The 17429-nt window shown below is 41.4% G+C and carries 17 protein-coding genes; 13 read left to right on the forward strand and 4 right to left on the reverse strand.

What is annotated here, in order from left to right:
* Positions 1–7: 7 nt before the first annotated feature.
* The 5 genes from WFY05_RS15165 (at position 8) to WFY05_RS15185 (ending at position 3345) form a co-directional block, all read left to right on the forward strand.
* Complete coding sequence (locus tag WFY05_RS15165; protein ID WP_340113742.1) at positions 8–718, forward strand: PrsW family glutamic-type intramembrane protease; 711 nt, start codon at positions 8–10, stop codon at positions 716–718.
* Positions 719–748: 30 nt separating this feature from the next.
* On the forward strand, positions 749–1069 hold the full coding sequence (locus tag WFY05_RS15170; RefSeq protein ID WP_340113743.1) for a nucleotidyltransferase family protein: 321 nt from the start codon (positions 749–751) through the stop codon (positions 1067–1069).
* Positions 1053–1385, forward strand: coding sequence for a HepT-like ribonuclease domain-containing protein (locus tag WFY05_RS15175; RefSeq protein WP_340113744.1), 333 nt, complete (start codon positions 1053–1055; stop codon positions 1383–1385). Before WFY05_RS15170 ends, WFY05_RS15175 begins: the two co-directional genes overlap by 17 nt.
* 4 nt (positions 1386–1389) lie before the next feature.
* The gene (locus tag WFY05_RS15180) at positions 1390–2337 is read left to right on the forward strand and encodes a pyridoxal-phosphate dependent enzyme (RefSeq protein WP_340113745.1); all 948 of its coding nucleotides are present in this window, start codon (positions 1390–1392) and stop codon (positions 2335–2337) included.
* Positions 2338–2751: 414 nt separating this feature from the next.
* On the forward strand, positions 2752–3345 hold the full coding sequence (locus tag WFY05_RS15185) for a hypothetical protein (RefSeq protein WP_340113746.1): 594 nt from the start codon (positions 2752–2754) through the stop codon (positions 3343–3345).
* A 537-nt stretch (positions 3346–3882) separates the two neighbouring features.
* Here WFY05_RS15185 and cls read toward each other — a convergent pair.
* Positions 3883–5328, reverse strand: coding sequence for a cardiolipin synthase (cls, locus tag WFY05_RS15190; protein ID WP_340113747.1), 1446 nt, complete (start codon positions 5326–5328; stop codon positions 3883–3885).
* Positions 5329–5427: 99 nt separating this feature from the next.
* On the opposite strand from cls, the gene WFY05_RS15195 reads away from it, so the two are divergent.
* The gene (locus tag WFY05_RS15195; protein ID WP_340113748.1) at positions 5428–5844 is read left to right on the forward strand and encodes a DUF6146 family protein; all 417 of its coding nucleotides are present in this window, start codon (positions 5428–5430) and stop codon (positions 5842–5844) included.
* On the opposite strand, the gene ribD is transcribed toward WFY05_RS15195, so the two are convergent.
* A complete protein-coding gene (gene ribD, locus WFY05_RS15200) occupies positions 5832–6887 on the reverse strand; it encodes a bifunctional diaminohydroxyphosphoribosylaminopyrimidine deaminase/5-amino-6-(5-phosphoribosylamino)uracil reductase RibD (protein ID WP_340113749.1) in 1056 nt (351 codons plus the stop codon). The genes WFY05_RS15195 and ribD overlap by 13 nt on opposite strands.
* Positions 6888–6927: 40 nt before the next feature.
* Between ribD and prmC the strand changes: the two genes are divergently transcribed.
* Both prmC and WFY05_RS15210 read left to right on the forward strand, forming a co-directional pair.
* Positions 6928–7776, forward strand: a complete 849-nt coding sequence (gene prmC / locus WFY05_RS15205) for a peptide chain release factor N(5)-glutamine methyltransferase (RefSeq protein WP_340113750.1) — start codon at positions 6928–6930, stop codon at positions 7774–7776.
* Between the two features lie 98 nt (positions 7777–7874).
* Complete coding sequence (locus WFY05_RS15210; RefSeq protein WP_340113751.1) at positions 7875–8942, forward strand: endonuclease/exonuclease/phosphatase family protein; 1068 nt, start codon at positions 7875–7877, stop codon at positions 8940–8942.
* Here the strand turns inward: WFY05_RS15210 and WFY05_RS15215 are convergent.
* On the reverse strand, positions 8939–9877 hold the full coding sequence (locus tag WFY05_RS15215) for a bifunctional riboflavin kinase/FAD synthetase (protein WP_340113752.1): 939 nt from the start codon (positions 9875–9877) through the stop codon (positions 8939–8941). The genes WFY05_RS15210 and WFY05_RS15215 overlap by 4 nt on opposite strands.
* A gap of 271 nt (positions 9878–10148) precedes the next feature.
* Between WFY05_RS15215 and WFY05_RS15220 the strand changes: the two genes are divergently transcribed.
* The 3 genes from WFY05_RS15220 to WFY05_RS15230 are packed head-to-tail and all read left to right on the forward strand — an operon-like array spanning position 10149 to position 13179.
* Positions 10149–11309, forward strand: coding sequence for a redoxin domain-containing protein (locus WFY05_RS15220; RefSeq protein WP_340113753.1), 1161 nt, complete (start codon positions 10149–10151; stop codon positions 11307–11309).
* Between the two features lie 17 nt (positions 11310–11326).
* Positions 11327–12085, forward strand: coding sequence for a UDP-2,3-diacylglucosamine diphosphatase (locus tag WFY05_RS15225; protein WP_340113754.1), 759 nt, complete (start codon positions 11327–11329; stop codon positions 12083–12085).
* Between the two features lie 11 nt (positions 12086–12096).
* On the forward strand, positions 12097–13179 hold the full coding sequence (locus WFY05_RS15230; RefSeq protein WP_340113755.1) for a 3-oxoacyl-ACP synthase III family protein: 1083 nt from the start codon (positions 12097–12099) through the stop codon (positions 13177–13179).
* A gap of 53 nt (positions 13180–13232) precedes the next feature.
* On the opposite strand, the gene WFY05_RS15235 is transcribed toward WFY05_RS15230, so the two are convergent.
* The gene (locus WFY05_RS15235; RefSeq protein ID WP_340113756.1) at positions 13233–13895 is read right to left on the reverse strand and encodes a uracil-DNA glycosylase; all 663 of its coding nucleotides are present in this window, start codon (positions 13893–13895) and stop codon (positions 13233–13235) included.
* A gap of 128 nt (positions 13896–14023) precedes the next feature.
* On the opposite strand from WFY05_RS15235, the gene WFY05_RS15240 reads away from it, so the two are divergent.
* The gene (locus tag WFY05_RS15240; protein WP_340113757.1) at positions 14024–15340 is read left to right on the forward strand and encodes a DNA recombination protein RmuC; all 1317 of its coding nucleotides are present in this window, start codon (positions 14024–14026) and stop codon (positions 15338–15340) included.
* Positions 15341–15346: 6 nt separating this feature from the next.
* Positions 15347–17428, forward strand: a complete 2082-nt coding sequence (locus WFY05_RS15245; protein ID WP_340113758.1) for a sensor histidine kinase — start codon at positions 15347–15349, stop codon at positions 17426–17428.
* The last annotated feature ends 1 nt before the right edge of the window (position 17429 follow it).

Consider the following 17429-nt stretch of genomic DNA (forward strand, 5'->3'; position numbering starts at 1 on the left):
ACCCGACATGAATCTACTGATCCTTTCGTTGGCGCCTGTTTTCGTTATCGCTGCTTACATTTATTTCCGCGATAAATACGAAAAAGAACCCATACGTTTGTTGATCTTTGCCTTATTGGCCGGAGCACTAGCTGTTGTTCCTATTATGTTGCTCGAATTCTTTTTAGCGCGCTATGCCAACGCTTTCCCGCATTACATTTCAGCCGCTTATCAGGCATTTGTAGTGGCTGCCTTTTCCGAGGAATTGTTCAAATACATTGCACTTTATCTGCTCATCTGGAAAAGTTCGGAGTTTAACGAAAAGTTCGATGGTATTGTATATGCCGTTTATGTTTCGCTCGGATTTGCTGCCGTTGAGAATGTCCTTTATGTGATGAACGGGGGCATGTCAACTGGAATTACAAGAGCCATTACAGCTGTTCCGGCGCATGCTATTTTCGGAGTGACCATGGGATTTTATTTTGGGCTTGCCCGATTTTATGAAGTAGAGCGCGCAGCATTAAAACGCAAAGCCTTATTATATCCTTTGTTACTGCATGGCATTTACGACTTCATCCTTTTTACAGGCATTGCCTGGCTGACCGTGGTTTTTGTAGCTTTTGTTGTTTATCTGTACATCTCAGGATTAAAGCGTATCAAAGAGCTTTCAAGTGTTTCCATATACAATACCGATTATAATCTGCTAAACGAAAAGTTCAGTCGCGATCAGGAGAAATAAAAAATCAGTATTTTAGTTTATCTTTGGATTATGGTAATTGAAGAACTCATAAATAGGGATAAACAAACATTTTATCAGTTGTGCAACGAGCATGGGGTGAAAAATCTTTTTGCTTTTGGATCGGCCGTATCTAATAACTTTGATACGAAAAACAGCGACATCGATTTACTGGTCGATATCGATGAAGCAGATCCGCTGATAAAAGGGGAACAATTACTGTCGTTGTGGGATAAACTGGAAGCCTTTTTTAAACGGAAAGTAGATTTACTTGCTAACCCGGTTATTCGTAATCCATATTTAAGACAAAGTATTGAAGAATCAAAAGTGTTAATTTATGACGCTTCAAGGTAAGAAATACCTCGATGATATTCTGTATTCTATTAAGCTGATAGAAAGTTTTATGGAAGACATAACGACATTTGAAGATTATGTCGGTGATTTGAAAACTCAAAGTGCAGTCGAGCGACAGCTAGGGATTATTGGAGAAGCCGCAAATAAATACAATAAACTTCAATTAGGAAATGCGCTACAAAATACGCATCAAATAATAGGCCTTCGAAATCGCATTATTTATGCTTACGACAATATTAACTGTTCAATTATATGGGCGATTATCAAAAACCACATTCCAAAACTGGAAAAAGAAGTTTTGACCAGATTAAGCTAAAATTATGATTGATTTGCCTGCGTATTCCGATGTTGAAAAAGCCCACGAACTGTTAAAAAAATACGCTCACCGAACTCCTGTTCTGAAGTCTTCGGGCATCAATTCCATTGTAGGGGCCGAGTTATATTTCAAGTGCGAAAATTTGCAGAAAGTAGGGGCATTTAAATTCAGGGGAGCATGCAATGCAGTTTTTTCGCTATCGGAAGAAGAAGCAAAAAAAGGTGTTGCCACACACTCGTCGGGGAACCATGCAGCTGCGCTGGCACTGGCTGCACGAATGCGGGGAATTGCCGCACATATTGTAATGCCATCGAACTCGCCCGAGATCAAGAGAAAAGCAGTGGCTGGTTACGGTGCTAACATCACGTTTTGCGAACCTACATTACAGGCACGCGAAAGCACGCTGGCAGAGGTTATTAAAGAAACCGGTGCAACGGAAGTACATCCGTACAATAATTTTTATGTGATTGCCGGGCAGGGAACAGCCGCCAAAGAATTAATAGAAGATAAAGGTGAATTTGATTTGATTATGGCACCGGTTGGCGGCGGAGGTTTGCTGAGCGGGACTGCCATTTCAACAAAACATTTGTTGCCAACATGCAAAGTGATTGCTGCCGAACCTGCAGGAGCCGATGATGCATACCGTTCGTTTTATTCCAAAACACTTGTACCTTCGGTCCAGCCTAAAACTATCGCCGATGGTTTATTGACTTCACTGGGAGAACGCAATTTTGCGATCATTCTCGATAAAGTGGATGCTATTGTTACGGTTTCGGAGGAAGCGATTGTTGAAGCTATGCGCATGATCTGGGAACGGATGAAGATCATCATCGAACCATCATCAGCAGTGCCGCTGGCCGCCATTCTCGAAAAGAAAGTGGATATTCAGAATAAAAAAGTGGGAATTATTCTGTCAGGAGGTAATCTTGATTTGGGGAAGTTGCCGTTTTAGCTGTTGATGGCCTTACTATACTAGTTCCAGGTTTTCAGTATCAGTTTTCATTCTCCGCACTGGGGAAATAGTATCGGAATCGAATAACCAGCATCTGATAAGAAACAAATGGCAAGTTTCCTATTACCCTGTTAATAATCATAAGCCTAAAAATTGTTTTAACGCAACCCTTTTTACCCTTTTAACATCTTAATTCCATAAACATAAAATTAAAACCAATCATGAATACCTCGTAATACACAGAAAACAAAACAACACATTTGGGTGGTAGCCAGGCTGTGTCTCCCGAAAAAAAACACGTTGACAGGGCAACAGAAATCCGACCTTTTAAATGCGCTCTTTTTCAGTCCTTAATTCTTAAGAATATTTTTTAAAGTACTCTGTGCTTTTTACGAACAAAAAAATACTTATTAAATGAAATCAACAACTTTAAGAATCAGTTTTATTTTTATGATATTTGCCTTAATCGGGGCAAGCTGCCAGGACGACGAAGACCTGTTTGAACTACAAATAGGCGATGAAAATGCCATAATACAAAAAGAAGTAAATGGCATTGAATTTAAATTTTGCCTCTTAAACGAGGCCGGCGAATTCGCTACCGTTTTTAACGAAGGAGAGAATTTTACTTTTCAGTTTTCTTTTACAAATCATACGACAGACACCATTACTGTTACGTCTGAGTTTATAAATGATGAATTTTTTCGTGTGATCCAAATAAATGACTTAAATCACACAGATAAAGGAAAGCCATATACTGGTACTTGGTGTTATTATAGAGTTGAAACAACAAACTTCACATCTAAACCAGATCAGGAGATATCTATCATTTGTCCTTGGGAAAAGATTCAAAGTGTAAAAACATATCCTTTGTGTATTAGCGAAAGTAGAGAACCATTAGATATTGGGAGATATTACACAAAATTAAATTTAGATTTTCACTATACAACTGGAAAGAAAGAATTTGTAATAAAGAATAAGCAATTTCAAATCAACTTCGAAATTAAATAACCCAATCATGAAAAAATCATAATCATTATGTTGTTACTAGGGGGTAATTAATTTATTCCCCCGACTAAAGCATATAAGATAGATTTTAGAAAAGGTCAGTCCCCAAGGGGCACAGAGTCTTCCCCGGGGGGCAAACAATGCGCCCCTGTTCTCAGAAAGCCCTCCCCAAGGGGCGAAGGACGATCCCCAAGGGGCACGAAGCATGCCCCCGATTTCGCAAAGCAATCCCCAGGGGGCAAGGATTCATCCCCAAGGGGTACACAATGCGCCCCCGTTTTCATATGGCCATCCCCAAGGGGCGCAAGACGATCCCCAAGGGGCACAAAGCAAAAAAGTAGGGGCACAAACTTCGCCCCACGGGGCACGTTTCGTTAAAATGTGGGAAAATAATTAGAAAGCTAAAGTGAAAAGGTAAAAGTAGAGGGGATGACGTTCAGTGACCGATATCCAGAATCGAAGATCCAATAATCAATTTCGAAGAATCAATATCCAACATCCAGTATCCAGTATCCAGTATCCAGAATCCAACATCCAGTATCAATACATCGGGCTGATAATGTGTGCCAGCGATTCGCGCAGTTTAAAAAACCAACCACGTTTTCGCCATTGGCTGAGAATGATGTTCTGGCTGTTGCTTTGGTCTTCCAGGAAATGCTTTTCGAGCTGCGATGAAAAATCACGACTGTAAACAAATGCATTCGTTTCGAAATTGGTTTCAAAGCTTCTGAAATCGAAATTACTGGTTCCGATGGTTGCCAGACAATCGTCAACAACCATGTATTTGCTGTGAATAAAGCCTTTTTTATAAAAGTAAAATTTCACACCTGCTTCAAGTAATTCTTCTACGTAAGAATACGATCCCCATTGCGACACCCGGGCATCCGATTTCTCGGGGATAATGATCCGTACATCTACATTGCTCAATGCTGCCGTTTTTAAAGCCAGTAACAGGGCAGGTGGCGGCATTAAATACGGAGTGACCAAAAAAACCTTTTTACGGGCGTTTACAATGGAAGCAAAAAAAGCCTGCGCAATGCCTTCCCAATCGTAATCGGGGCCACCGGCACAAATTTGAACCGGCGTTCCGGGAGCCTCAGAAAAAACGGGTAAATAGCTTTTGTCTTCCAGCTTTTTGCCCGATACAAAATACCAGTCGGCAGTAAAAATAATTTGCAGGCTGGTAGCGGCATCGCCAACAATTTTTAAATGCGTATCGCGCCAGGGACCCAGTTTTTTGAGCCCGCGGATGTAGCGATCGGCTATGTTGATCCCGCCAATAAAACCGGTTTTTCCGTCGATGACAATAATCTTTCGGTGGTTGCGGTAATTTACTCGCGAAGTCAGGCGCGGAAACCGCACTTCCATAAAAGGATAAATTTCGATGTTATTTGCCCGTAGCCTTCTGAAAAAACTTTTTTTGAGGCTCCAGCTTCCCACATCGTCCACAATAATACGCACTTCAACTCCCTGCTTGCGTTTTTTTATCAGCAGATCTGTAAGTTGGTTTCCGATGTTGTCTTCGGCAAAAATGTAATACTCGAGGTGAACGTGATGTTTGGCCTTTTCAATGGCCTCAAAAATGGCTTCGAAGGTGGCTTTTCCGTCTTTTAAAATTTCGAGTTGGTTACCCGATGTGAGCAGGGCATTCGAATTACTGAGAAGCAAGCGGATTATATTTTCGTGCGCTTTTGTTTCTTGATTGTATGGCGAATTCTCAAAATCGCGTAGTTGCTTCGAGCTGTTTATCCGTAACGATTTTAGTGTTTTAAGTCCGCGAATCGAAAACATCTTTCGTTTTCGGTATTCCTGGCCAAAGATGAGGTAGAAAAGTACGCCAAGAATTGGAATAAGAATAAGCAACATTATCCAGGCTGCTGTTTTGTATGGCGAACGCTTCTCGAGAACGATCATAAAACCCACGGGGATGGCGGTGAGTAGAAACAGCAGATAAAACCAGACCGAAAATTGATTCCAATCGAACATGTTTCGAAATTTGACAGAGAATAAATGTCATAATTTTGAACAATAAAAACAATATTTGTCGTTAATTCGTATAGGTTTAAAAGCAAAACAGGTAAAAAAGTGAAACAGTTTCTACTGATATTGGCACTGATCGTTTTTGTAGCTGCCTGCTCCACTCAGAAGTCGGCGGTGAATGTTACAAAAAATGACAGTTCGGAAGGGTTGGAGGATTCGACAGAGTACGATGTTGAGACCTTCGACCTAAAATTCGAGAATTGGTACGATTTGAATAATAAGCCATCGAAGTACCGCTCGCAACAGTATTACGAAAGCTGGAACCACCAGTATGTTACCGCGTGGAATGCAAAATGTGCACGGGCCGGGCAAGACTGGCATTTCGAGCCGGTTGTTGGTTACGATCCAAACGAAGATTATGGTTTCGACATGAACCACAAGCTGTTTTATTATTTTATGTATGTTGAAAATGTGCTGAAAATCAAGATTATTCCACACGGCCCTTCCATTTACGATCCCTGATCGGAGTTTCGGAAAATCTGTAAGAAATCTTTGCCAATTATTTCGGTCGATACAATCTCACCTTTTAATTTTGGTGCCTTCACGCCGGCCTTAAAATCAAGATCGCCGTTATAAACGTGTGCTTCATCCCATAAGCCGCGGTCGATAAAGCTTTGGAGCAGTTTCCGACCGCCTTCAACAATCAACGACAATTTTTCTTTTTTGTAAAGTAACTCCAGAATCTGTGGCAGAATTTCTAGAGAATAATCTACTTTAGCGAGCTCGGTGTTCCCTTTTTTCTCATTTTTTATAGAGTTGATCACCAGTGTTTCAGTGGAATTATCGAAGAGGTTCAGTCGCGGAGAAAGTTTCAGGTTTCTGTCCAGGATAATTCGTAATGGATTTTTCCCTTCAACCAAACGAACGGTTAACGACGGATTGTCTTTTTCAGCTGTTCCGGTGCCCACCAAAATGGCATCTTCGAGAGCCCGCATTTGGTGTACCTTTATCAATGCGTCTGTTCCGGTGATCCATGTCGGTTCGCCATAGTGTTGTGCTTTCCGGTCAATATCGATATAACCATCACTCGTTTGCGCCCATTTAAGCAGAATAAAAGGGCGCTTCTTTTCGTGAAAAGTAAAAAACCGTTTGTTTAGTTCCAGGCATTCATCTTTTAATACATTCAGCTTAACATCGATGCCATTGTTTTCAAGTTTCTCAATTCCTTTCCCGGCCACTTCCGCAAATGGATCGACGGTGCCGATGACCACTTTTGGGATCTGTTTTTCAACGATCAGGTCGGAACAGGGAGGTGTTTTCCCATGATGGGCGCAGGGCTCAAGCGAAACGTACAAGGTACATTTCCTGAGTAGCTTTTTGTCTTTCACCGAGCGAATGGCGTTCACTTCAGCATGTGTCTCGCCATATTTTTCGTGGTATCCTTCCCCGATAATTTTGTTGCCGTACACCAGCACACAGCCCACCATCGGATTTGGAGAAACCTCCATTGCTCCTTTTTTTGCCAGCTCAATGCAGCGGCTCATGTATTTTTCGTGGGTGTTCATATTACCGGAAAAATTAACTTTGTACTTGCAAAAATAAGCAATGCAAACAACTATTCAATACATCGAAAACGAATTGAAGGAACTTTATCCTGCCAGAGAGATTAACAGTTTTTGTCGTTTAATTATTGAATCGGTTTACGGATTGAGCTATACCGAACAGATGCTTCGAAAGCATGAAGAGCTGGACGGTATAAAGTTTCCCGAGGTCAGAGAAATAGTGAACCGTTTAAAAGCATTCGAACCCGTTCAATACATTTTAGGCGAAACCGGTTTTTACGATCTAAAACTTAAAGTCACTCCATCAGTATTGATCCCGCGGCCCGAAACGGAAGAATTGGTTGCCTGGATCCTGGAGGAAAATACAACAAGCCACGCAAGGATTTTGGATGTGGGAACAGGAAGCGGCTGTATAGCATTGGCTTTGCAAAAAGGACTTCCCCAAGCCGAAGTAGCAGGCATTGATATTTCAGCACGTGCACTTCAAACCGCACGCGAAAATGCACAGCGTAATAAGCTGGACGTGAAATTCTTTCAACAGGATATTTTGGATTGGAGGTCAGTTGAGTGGGAGGAGTTTGATGTGATTGTGAGCAATCCACCTTATGTGCGCGAGAGCGAGAAAAAATTGATGGATGATAATGTGCTGAAATATGAACCTAAAGACGCACTTTATGTTAGCGATAACGATCCGCTGATTTTTTACCGAACAATTGCCGAATTTGCAAAGGAAAAGCTGAAGGAGAATGGTCGCATGTTTTTCGAGATCAACGAATACCTGGCGCTTGAAATGGGAGACATGTTAAAACATTTTGGTTTTAAATCAGTTGAGTGTAGAAAGGATCTTTCGGGGCGCGACCGGATGATGGCCTGTACGAAAATATCGAACTGAAATGAGGACTAATTTAGCACTTTCGAATACGGATTTCAGATATTTTACGTTTTTGCCTACGTGGAATTTTATATCTTGCTTAAGGAAAAGATAAAAAGGTGAAGAAAGCCCTTCAAAGCATATTGATTATCCTGAATGTAGTGGCAGTGCTGGGTTTGCTGGCTGCTTATATTTCGGTATTCATCCCTCCCGACAAGGTGTGGATACCGGCATTTATAGGTTTGGCTTATCCCATTCTACTGGGCATTAATGTTTTGTTTATCATTCTTTGGTTGATCTTTCGAATGCGTTTTGCATTTATCTCGCTTATCGCCATTCTTGTCGGCTTTGGTAATTTTACCCGGTTCTTTCAGTGGGGAGGCGAAAACTCCGATGATACCGATGTAAAAGTTCTGTCGTACAATGTTCGTTCGTTTAGCGGCGATCGTGATAAACGCGATAAAAAGGAAAATGCAGCTCAGATTATTTCGATGCTTTCCGAACAAAATGCTGATATTATTTGCCTGCAGGAAAGCCGCCTGCGGAAAAACAATATTTTTAATCTGGCCAAAACAGTCAGCGACCTTGAAAACATAAAACACTACCAGTTTGCACGGTCGAGTAATACTTTTGGTTCGGTAACTATGACTCGCTTTCCGATTATTAACATGGGTGAAATTCGTTTTGAAGAATCGCGAAACATTACCATTTTCACCGATATGCTTATTGAAAATGATACGGTTCGTGTGTATAACCTGCATTTGCAATCGTACCACATCGAGCCCAAAGATTACGAGGCCCTGGAGAGTATTGATATCCAGGAAGAGAAAAGTCGCGAGGTGTATCGGAAATTGGGTGTGAAAATGAAAGATGCTTTTGAGCGACGTGCTTTTCAGGCAAATGAAATTCGGAAACACATTGATGAATGCCCTTACAAGGTAATTGTTTGTGGCGATTTTAACGATACGCCAACTTCCTATTCGTACCATGTGATTGGTGAAAATCTGGCTGATGCTTTTGTGGATTCAGGAAAAGGATTCGGGCGAACTTACGTGGGTGAACTGCCTTCGTTCCGCATCGACTTCATTTTACATAGCAAGAACTTGAAAGCATATAATTTTGAAACACTCAATTTCAGGTATTCCGATCATTTACCCATTGTGTGCGATTTGGCGATGAACAATTAATCATTAGTATCCAGAATTTCCAGTGCATTTTTCCGGTCCTTCTTCAACTGTTCTACCAGTGCTTCTATTCCCGGAAATTTTTTCTCGTCTCTGATTTTAGCCACAAAATTGATGGTGATTTTTTTCCGGTAAATGTCTTCCGAAAAATCAAAAATATTGACTTCGATACTTCTGTTATCAGCATTTTTATTGAAGGTTGGGCGTGTTCCGATGTTGAGCATTCCCTTTAACTTTCTGCCGTCGAATTCAACGGTCACGGCATAAACGCCATATCCCGGAATAATTTTGTATTTGTCCGATGCTTCGATGTTGGCTGTCGGGAATCCCATTTTTCTGCCCAGCTGTTTGCCTTCAACTACGGTGCCGTGCAAGGTAAACTGGTGTCCGAAATAATGATTAGCCTTTAAAATATCGCCGCTTTGAAGGGCAGCCCGAATGAGTGTAGAACTGATATTTTCACCTTCAACGCTCAGTGCATCCAGTTTTTCGATTCTGAAATTGTACTTGTCGGCACATGTTTTCAGGTACTCAAATCCACCTTCGCGGTTTTTCCCGAATTTATGGTCGTAACCCACAACAAGGCATTTGGTGCGTATTTTATCCACCAGAATCTCTTTAACAAACTCGGCGTAACTCAGTGAAGCAAACGCTTTATCAAAAGGATAAATAACAAGATGATCAATCCCCGCTTTTCTGAAAAGTTCTGTTTTTTCATTCTTCGTAGTGAGCAATCGAAGGCTGCTGGCATCGGAAGCTGTCACAATTCGTGGGTGCGGATAAAACGTGAAAACCACGGTTTCACCGCCTATTTCGGCAGCCAGGTTCTTCAGCTTTTTTAATATCAGCTGATGACCTTTGTGCAAGCCGTCGAAAGTACCGATAGTAACTACCGTCGAACGGGCATCGAAATTATCCAGCGAATGATGAATCTTCATGTTTTAAAAGCGGTCTGCTTAAATAAATTTGCTACAAACGTATCGAAAATTTTCTAGCCACAGAAAATCCCTTTTTAGGTTTTCGTCTTTTAATGCTGATTTATTCAGGATAATTGCCCCAATATACCATCTGTTTTTGACAATTTATTCTCTGCAAGGTGAAATATTTACTTCACTCCGGGCATTCAGGATTTAAAATATGTTATAAATGATGTTTTGCTGTTTTTCCTCTATTCAATTTTATTAATTTTACGCCCTTTAATTCAGAGGAATGATAAAGAAAATTTCATATTTATTGATCGTTATTGCAGTTATTTTTGTTAGCTGCTCGAAACAGGAAAATCAGTTTACAATTAGTGGTGTGATAACACATGCCGAAGGCGATACCATTTATTTGGAGGAACTGCACACCAGTTCACTAAAGCCGGCGGGCAAAGATAAAATCAACAAAAAAGGCGAATTCAAATTTGAAGGGCAGGCCAGTATTCCGACCTATTATTTACTGAAACTGGACGATCGCAACTTTATTACTTTGCTGGTCGATTCGGCCGAAAATGTGGTAATTAGTGCCGACGCTGCTAATTTTCACAGAGAATACAGTGTTACAGGTTCTATGGGTTCAGAACAGGTTCGGACGCTCGATGCGAAGCTAAAGGAAACACAAAATAAGCTCGACTCTTTACGTTCGTTAAACGATCTTTACAAAGGAAATCCCGATTACGATGCGGTACGCCCGAAATGGAGTGCTGAGTACGACCGGATTGTGGAAGAACAAATCGAGTTCTCGACCAACTTTGTTCGCGAGAATCCATTTTCGATGGCCAGTGTGCTGGCGCTGTATCAGAAATTCAGACCGCAGGATCAGGGATATATTGTTAGCGATTTGCAGGTGATGAAAACAGCAGCTTCGGCGCTTTATTCCATTTACCCGCAATCGGAGCAGGTGCAGGCTTTATACAACGATGCGCTGCAGTTTGTTCGTCAGGAACAGTCGGCTAAAATGAAAAAATTTATTCAGGAACAAGGTCAGAACAGCCCCGATATTGTTTTGCCCGATCCGGAAGGAAACGAAATTTCCCTGGCATCTTTAAGGGGGAAAGTGGTGTTGCTGCAATTCTGGTCGGCCGTCGATCGTGGTTCCAGAATCCAGAATCCGGTATTGGTTGAACTTTACAAAAAGTATAAAAACAAAGGTTTCGAGATCTACCAGGTCAGCATCGACCAAAACCGTGCAGAGTGGGTAGATGCTATCGATCAGGATAAACTTACCTGGATAAATGTGGGCGATATGGAAGGCAGTGCATTGGCTACCCGTGTGTACAATATCCAGTCGGTACCGTCGAATTACCTGCTCGATAAAGAGGGTGAGATTGTGGCAAAGAATCTCAAGGGACCGGGTTTGGAAAAGGCAGTGGCCAACTTGCTGAAATAAATCAAAACAACTTCATCTTGTCAGAAAAAGGTTTAATATATTTTGTTTCCGATGTTCATCTTGGAGCACCGGCGCTTAAAAATAACCGGGAGCGCGAACTGCGTTTTACTCAATGGCTCGACGAGATTAAAAACGATGTGGCCGAACTTTACCTGCTGGGTGACATTTTCGATTTTTGGTATGAATATAAAAAAGTAGCACCACGCGGCTTTACCCGTGTTCTGGGGCGGATCGCCGATCTTACGGATCGTGGAATCCCTGTTCATTTCTTCACCGGAAACCACGATGTGTGGGTTTTTGATTACCTGGCCGAAGAAACCGGTGTTACTGTTCATCATGAGGAATTTATCACTGAAATACAAGGCAAAAAATTCTTTTTAGCACATGGCGATGGCCTCGATGCATCCGACAAAGGCTACTTGTTTTTAAAAAAGGTATTTACCAATAAAACAATGCAGTGGCTTTTTTCGCGCTTGCATCCCAATTTTGCATTCTGGCTGGCACATAAATGGTCGGCATCCAGTAGGTTATCAAAATCTGATATTGATGATGATTTTATGGTAGTTAAGGATGGAATGTATAAATTTGCCGCTGATTTTTTGAAAACCATGCCGATTGATTACTTTGTTATGGGACATCGTCACCGCATGACAAAACAACAGATGGATGGAAAGGCAACTTTTATTTTGTTGGGCGACTGGATCAGCAGTTTCTCATATGGAGTATTCGATGGCAAGAACTTTGAATTGAAAAAATACAACGGAAGTATAGACTGAGTAGCAGGATTATGACAAAGCAAACTTATACAAGGATTATAGGAACAGGAAGTTATCTTCCTCCTCAGATAATTAAAAACAGTTATTTTTTAAACCACGAGTTTTATACGCCTTCAAAACAAAAAATTGAGGATAAAACCAACGAGGAGATCATCCAAAAGTTTAAAGAGATCACTAATATTGAGGAAAGAAGGTATGTTGCGGAAGACCAGGTGACTTCTGACATTGCGGCTTTGGCTATTGAAGAAGCCTGTAAAGATGCCGGCATTTCAAAAGACAGCCTCGATTTTATCATTTTGGGCCATAATTTTGGCGACATCTACGAAGGTAATGTGCGTACCGATATTCTTCCAGGTTTGGCCAATAAAGTAAAAATGAAGCTGAAGCTGAAGAATCCGGCTTGCATTTGTCACGATGTAGTATCTGGCTGTCCGGGATGGACACAGGCCATGATTGTTGCCGATGCTTATATAAAGAGTGGATTCTGGAAACGGGGAGTTGTGGTTGGTGCTGATGTACTGTCACGAATTTCCGATCCACACGACCGCGATTCGATGATCTACGCCGATGGTGCAGGAGCTACTGTTGTTGAGGCAGTTGAAAGCGAAGAGCCCATTGGTATCATTGCTCATTCAAGTCGTTCCGATTCTGTTCAGTATGCCAGTTTGCTGACTTTGGGAGAATCGAGCAATCCTGATTTTGAAGGCGATGAGTTGTTCATAAAAATGACAGGTCACAAGTTATATATCTACGCGATAACTACCGTACCGGGAGTAGTGAAAGACAGCATCGAAAAAGCCGGCATTGAATTGAGCGATGTGAAAAAGATCTTTATTCATCAGGCCAACGAAAAAATGGACGAGGCTATTCTTGCTGGTGTTTTTAAAGCCTATGGTGAAAAGGAAATCCCGGAAGGAATTATGCCAATGAGCATTCGTAAACTTGGAAACTCCTCAACGGCAACTGTTCCGACGCTGCTCGATCTGGTGATGAAAGGAAAAATGGAAGGTCAGGAAGTAAATGAGGGCGATTATACGATACTCTGTTCGGTAGGTGCCGGAATGAACATCAACTCCATTGTTTATAAATGGTAATCTACTAGCTTTAATGATATTAGAAACCGATACAATTTGTATCGGTTTTTTTGTTACCAATTGATCGGTGCCAATCCTTTTTCTTTTAAAAACGCGTTTGCCCGGCTAAAATGTTTATTGCCAAAAAAACCGCGACTGGCCGACAATGGCGACGGATGTACTGAAGTTAGCACCAAATGTTTGCTTTCGTCGATCAGTCTTCGTTTGCTGATGGCATAATTTCCCCAAAGTAAAAATACCAGGTGTTCTTTTTGTTCGCTGGCCGTTTGGATGACTGCATCGGTAAACTCTTCCCAGCCTTTTTTCTGGTGAGAACCGGCCTGGTGAGCTCGAACTGTTAATGTAGCATTTAGCAGCAACACACCCTGTTTGGCCCAGTCGGTAAGGTCACCGCTTTTTGGTATTTCTTTGCCTACATCATCTTTTAATTCCTTAAAAATATTGCGCAGGCTTGGCGGAAACGGGATTCCGTCGTTTACCGAGAAACAAAGTCCGTGTGCCTGCCCCGGCCCATGATACGGATCTTGTCCGATTATCACTACTTTAAGCTGTTCGAAAGGACACTGATCGAAAGCATTAAAAATCAGTTTTCCCGGAGGAAAAATCCGTTTGGTTTTGTACTCCTCTCGAACAAATTCGGAGAGTTGTGTAAAGTATTCTTTCTCAAAATCAGTAGCCAGATGCTGTTTCCAACCGGCTTCGATTTTTACATCCATGGAAGGGTAATTTAGGCGAACTAAATTAGCAAAATATCAGGCGGCTGAAAATTCGCTCAATAGTTTTTTGCCCGAATCAACAGAGCTTGTGTTCAATTTTGTATTTTTAAGATTAAAATAAACACATTATGCAAATCATCTACCTTGTTGTTGGACTGTTGTTGGGGGCGATAATTGCTTTTTTATGGAGCCAGATAAAATCAAAAACGAAGAATTCGGGATGGCTTGAACAGAAAAGCGAACTTGAAATTAAACAGGCTCAACTCACCGAAAGGCTTAGCATATTAAATACCGACAACGAATCTCTGAAAGAAGAGCTGAAAACGGTGGAAAGCCAGAATGAAGGCAACCTGCAACGACTGGCAAAAGCCGAGGTGGAATTTGCCAACCTGCGTGAAAAGCTGGCCACACAAAAGCAGGAAATGGAAGAGCTGCAAAAGAAATTTACCATCGAGTTTGAAAATGTGGCCAATAAAATTCTGGAAACCAACAGTAAGAAATTTACGGAAGTCAATCAAAAAAATATTGGCGAGGTGTTGAATCCGTTAAAAGAAAAGATTCTGCTATTTGAGAAGAAAGTGGAAGACACCTACCAAAAAGGCTTAAAAGATCAAACGCAACTACGGGCCGAACTTCTGAAGTTGTACGATCTGAATAATAAAATCAGCGAGGAAGCGAGCAACCTGACCAAGGCTTTAAAAGGCGACGTTAAAAAGCAGGGCAACTGGGGCGAAGTAGTTCTGGAACGTATTCTTGAACGGTCGGGATTGAATGAAGGAGAGCAGGGGTATCAGAAACAATTCAGCGATACCACCGAAGACGGCAAACGTGTTCAACCCGATATTGTTATCAATCTTCCGGATAACAAACACATCATTGTCGACTCGAAAGTTTCGCTGATTGCCTACGAACGAGCGGTTAATGCTGAAACAGAGGAAGAGCGTCAGAAATACCTGAAAGAACATTTGCTGAGTTTGAAAACGCACATAAAGGGTTTGAGCGAAAAACATTACCAGTCGGCCAGCAAACTGAATTCTCCCGATTTTGTGTTGCTGTTCATTCCGATAGAAGCTTCATTCAGTGTGGCTATTCAGGAAGACCAGGAACTGTTCTCGTTTGCCTGGGATCAGAAAGTGGTATTGGTGAGTCCGTCGACTTTACTGGCTACACTGCGCACTATTTCCTCCATTTGGCAGCAGGAGAATCAAACCCGAAATGCATTGGAAATTGCCAAACAAGGCGGGGCGCTTTACGATAAATTTGTAAATTTTATAGCCGATATGGAGAACCTGGGCAAGAACCTCGATACTACCCGTAAAACCTATGATTCGGCACTGAACAAGTTACATACCGGGACTGGAAATCTGGTTCGCCGGGCCGAGAATATTAAAAAACTGGGGGCCAAAGCTACCAAAGAAATGCCCCGTAATATGTTGGACGAATAACATTTCATGAAACGCATATTGACATCCATATGGTTTCTTGCTCTGATCATTACAATTCCGATTGTTGCGATGTTGCCGCCGGTATTCAGTAAGTACAAAATTTCACTCGATTCGATTGAACGTAGAGCAGGGATTAAAGGAAAAATATTATTCAGTGATCTGCAGAACGATGGACAGCCCGATAGGGTGGAATCATTTAAGGCAGAACAAGATCTCCTTGCTTTTCAGTGTTTTACCCCGGATGGAAAGTTATTCAATCAATTCAACTTTCCGTTCAAGTTTGTAGAAAGGCTAACAAACTTGTTTTTTTTCGATGTTGATAATGATGGGCTACAAGAAGTTTATGGCTTTACTGCTAAACAAGATTCGGTTTTTATGAGTTGGGTAGAACCTTACGATACGCTTCATCCCTTTCATACTTACTTTGTTGCCACCGTAGATACACGACGGCGAACCGATCTTGATGTTTCGGTGCATCAAATGGAATACTTCGACTTCGATGGCGACGGAAATGAGGAACTGGTATTTGGTCTTATTGTTGGCTACAACTGGTTTCCGCGAAAGCTGTTTGTTTTTCATCCCGACACTGAAATCTTGGAATTATCAGAAGAATTTGGGGTGCATTTTTCGGCTTTAGCTCCTTTCGATTTAAATGCTGACGGGACTGCCGAATTGCTGTGCGTTGGATCATCGGCCGAAAACATTACGGCCGATACCAAAGTAAAGTACCTCGACGACCGCCCCCGCCTCTTTGTTTTTAATTCCGATTTAAAAACCGAGTTTCCACCTGTTGAGTTCCCATCCGGTATTGCATCCCGCATTTATTATGATTTTCTTGATAAAAGCAAAGGCGAACTGCTGGTGCTTTACCACAACTATTCGAGCGAGAATCCTTTAAGTTTTGTTACCAAAGTTAAGCTGGGAGAAGAGCAACAAGCTAGCGACACCCTTTTCCTGGAAGGCGATTTAGGAAACAATGTTGGATTTCAGCCGCTGAATGATAGCTGTTATGCAGTACTGTCGGGTACAGGAAAAGTATTTTATTTCGATCGTGATTTAAAACTCAGGAGTTCGCTTGATTTAAATTTTAAATCGCAGAACCTTATTCGCACAGCTTTTGATTTATCGGGAAAGGATAATCTGGTATTTTTTACACATGATCTTAAAAATCAATTTCATATTTTCCAGGATCACTTCAATGATGAACTCATATTAAAACCTGAACTCCCTGTCGATAACAGTTCGGTCATTGTGCAGAGCCCTGTAAAGGATCAGTTTATGGTGATCAATTACAACAGTGTAATGTATTATTCACTCAATTATAATTCTTTTTACTGGTTGAAGTATCCTTTGTATTTACTTATTTACCTGGTTATTGCGAGTATTATTTGGCTGTGGCAAAAGGCATCAACCCGCCAGCTAAAAGAAAAATACGAATTACAGAATCAGGTGCGCGATTTACGATTAAAGTCGTTTCGAAACCAGTTAAATCCACACTTTATTTTTAACACTTTCAACGGAGTGGCTTCGGTGATCAAAAAAGGCGATACCAATCAGGCGTACGAGGTTTTTATGCGCTTTTCGAGGATGACCAGAACTTTGCTTGATAACTTCGATGATACACTGATTGCCTTGGGACAGGAAATGGAGATGGTTCAAAACTTTATTGAATTGCAAAAATTCAGGTTTAAGGAACTTTTTGACTATGAGTTGAATATTACAGACAGGCAATTAAATGACATCATGGTTCCGCGGATGATCATCCAGGTACATGTTGAAAATGCGATTCGCCACGGTATTGTTCCGAAAGGTAGGGGCGGTTTCTTAAAAGTTGATGTCCGATTAGAAAATACAACACTGAGAATCACGATTGAGGACAACGGGATCGGGCGTGAGAAATCGGCTAAGCTGAAAAAAGAGTCGATTGGTTTGGGTTTGAAAACCATACAAAGTGTAATTGATGAAATAAATGCCGGAAGAAAACAGCATATTGTACAGGAAATCCACGATTTGAAAGACAGTTCAGGAAATGCTAAGGGAACAAGAATTGAACTATTCATACCAGTTGAATTAACTAATAAAACCTAGC

Origin of the sequence: Maribellus mangrovi (assembly GCF_037646455.1) — a bacterium.
GTDB lineage: Bacteria > Bacteroidota > Bacteroidia > Bacteroidales > Prolixibacteraceae > Draconibacterium > Draconibacterium mangrovi_A.

Bases quoted from the DNA above. Each gene is read 5' to 3' on its own strand.
- WFY05_RS15235 (WP_340113756.1), bottom strand. From the start codon at position 13,895: ATGGATGTAAAAATCGAAGCCGGTTGGAAACAGCATCTGGCTACTGAT.
- WFY05_RS15240 (WP_340113757.1), top strand. From the start codon at position 14,024: ATGCAAATCATCTACCTTGTTGTTGGACTGTTGTTGGGGGCGATAATT.
- WFY05_RS15245 (WP_340113758.1), top strand. From the start codon at position 15,347: ATGAAACGCATATTGACATCCATATGGTTTCTTGCTCTGATCATTACA.
- ribD (WP_340113749.1), bottom strand. From the start codon at position 6,887: ATGAACACCCACGAAAAATACATGAGCCGCTGCATTGAGCTGGCAAAA.
- WFY05_RS15185 (WP_340113746.1), top strand. From the start codon at position 2,752: ATGAAATCAACAACTTTAAGAATCAGTTTTATTTTTATGATATTTGCC.
- WFY05_RS15215 (WP_340113752.1), bottom strand. From the start codon at position 9,877: ATGAAGATTCATCATTCGCTGGATAATTTCGATGCCCGTTCGACGGTA.
- WFY05_RS15165 (WP_340113742.1), top strand. From the start codon at position 8: ATGAATCTACTGATCCTTTCGTTGGCGCCTGTTTTCGTTATCGCTGCT.
- WFY05_RS15170 (WP_340113743.1), top strand. From the start codon at position 749: ATGGTAATTGAAGAACTCATAAATAGGGATAAACAAACATTTTATCAG.
- prmC (WP_340113750.1), top strand. From the start codon at position 6,928: ATGCAAACAACTATTCAATACATCGAAAACGAATTGAAGGAACTTTAT.
- cls (WP_340113747.1), bottom strand. From the start codon at position 5,328: ATGTTCGATTGGAATCAATTTTCGGTCTGGTTTTATCTGCTGTTTCTA.
- WFY05_RS15180 (WP_340113745.1), top strand. From the start codon at position 1,390: ATGATTGATTTGCCTGCGTATTCCGATGTTGAAAAAGCCCACGAACTG.
- WFY05_RS15220 (WP_340113753.1), top strand. From the start codon at position 10,149: ATGATAAAGAAAATTTCATATTTATTGATCGTTATTGCAGTTATTTTT.
- WFY05_RS15230 (WP_340113755.1), top strand. From the start codon at position 12,097: ATGACAAAGCAAACTTATACAAGGATTATAGGAACAGGAAGTTATCTT.
- WFY05_RS15175 (WP_340113744.1), top strand. From the start codon at position 1,053: ATGACGCTTCAAGGTAAGAAATACCTCGATGATATTCTGTATTCTATT.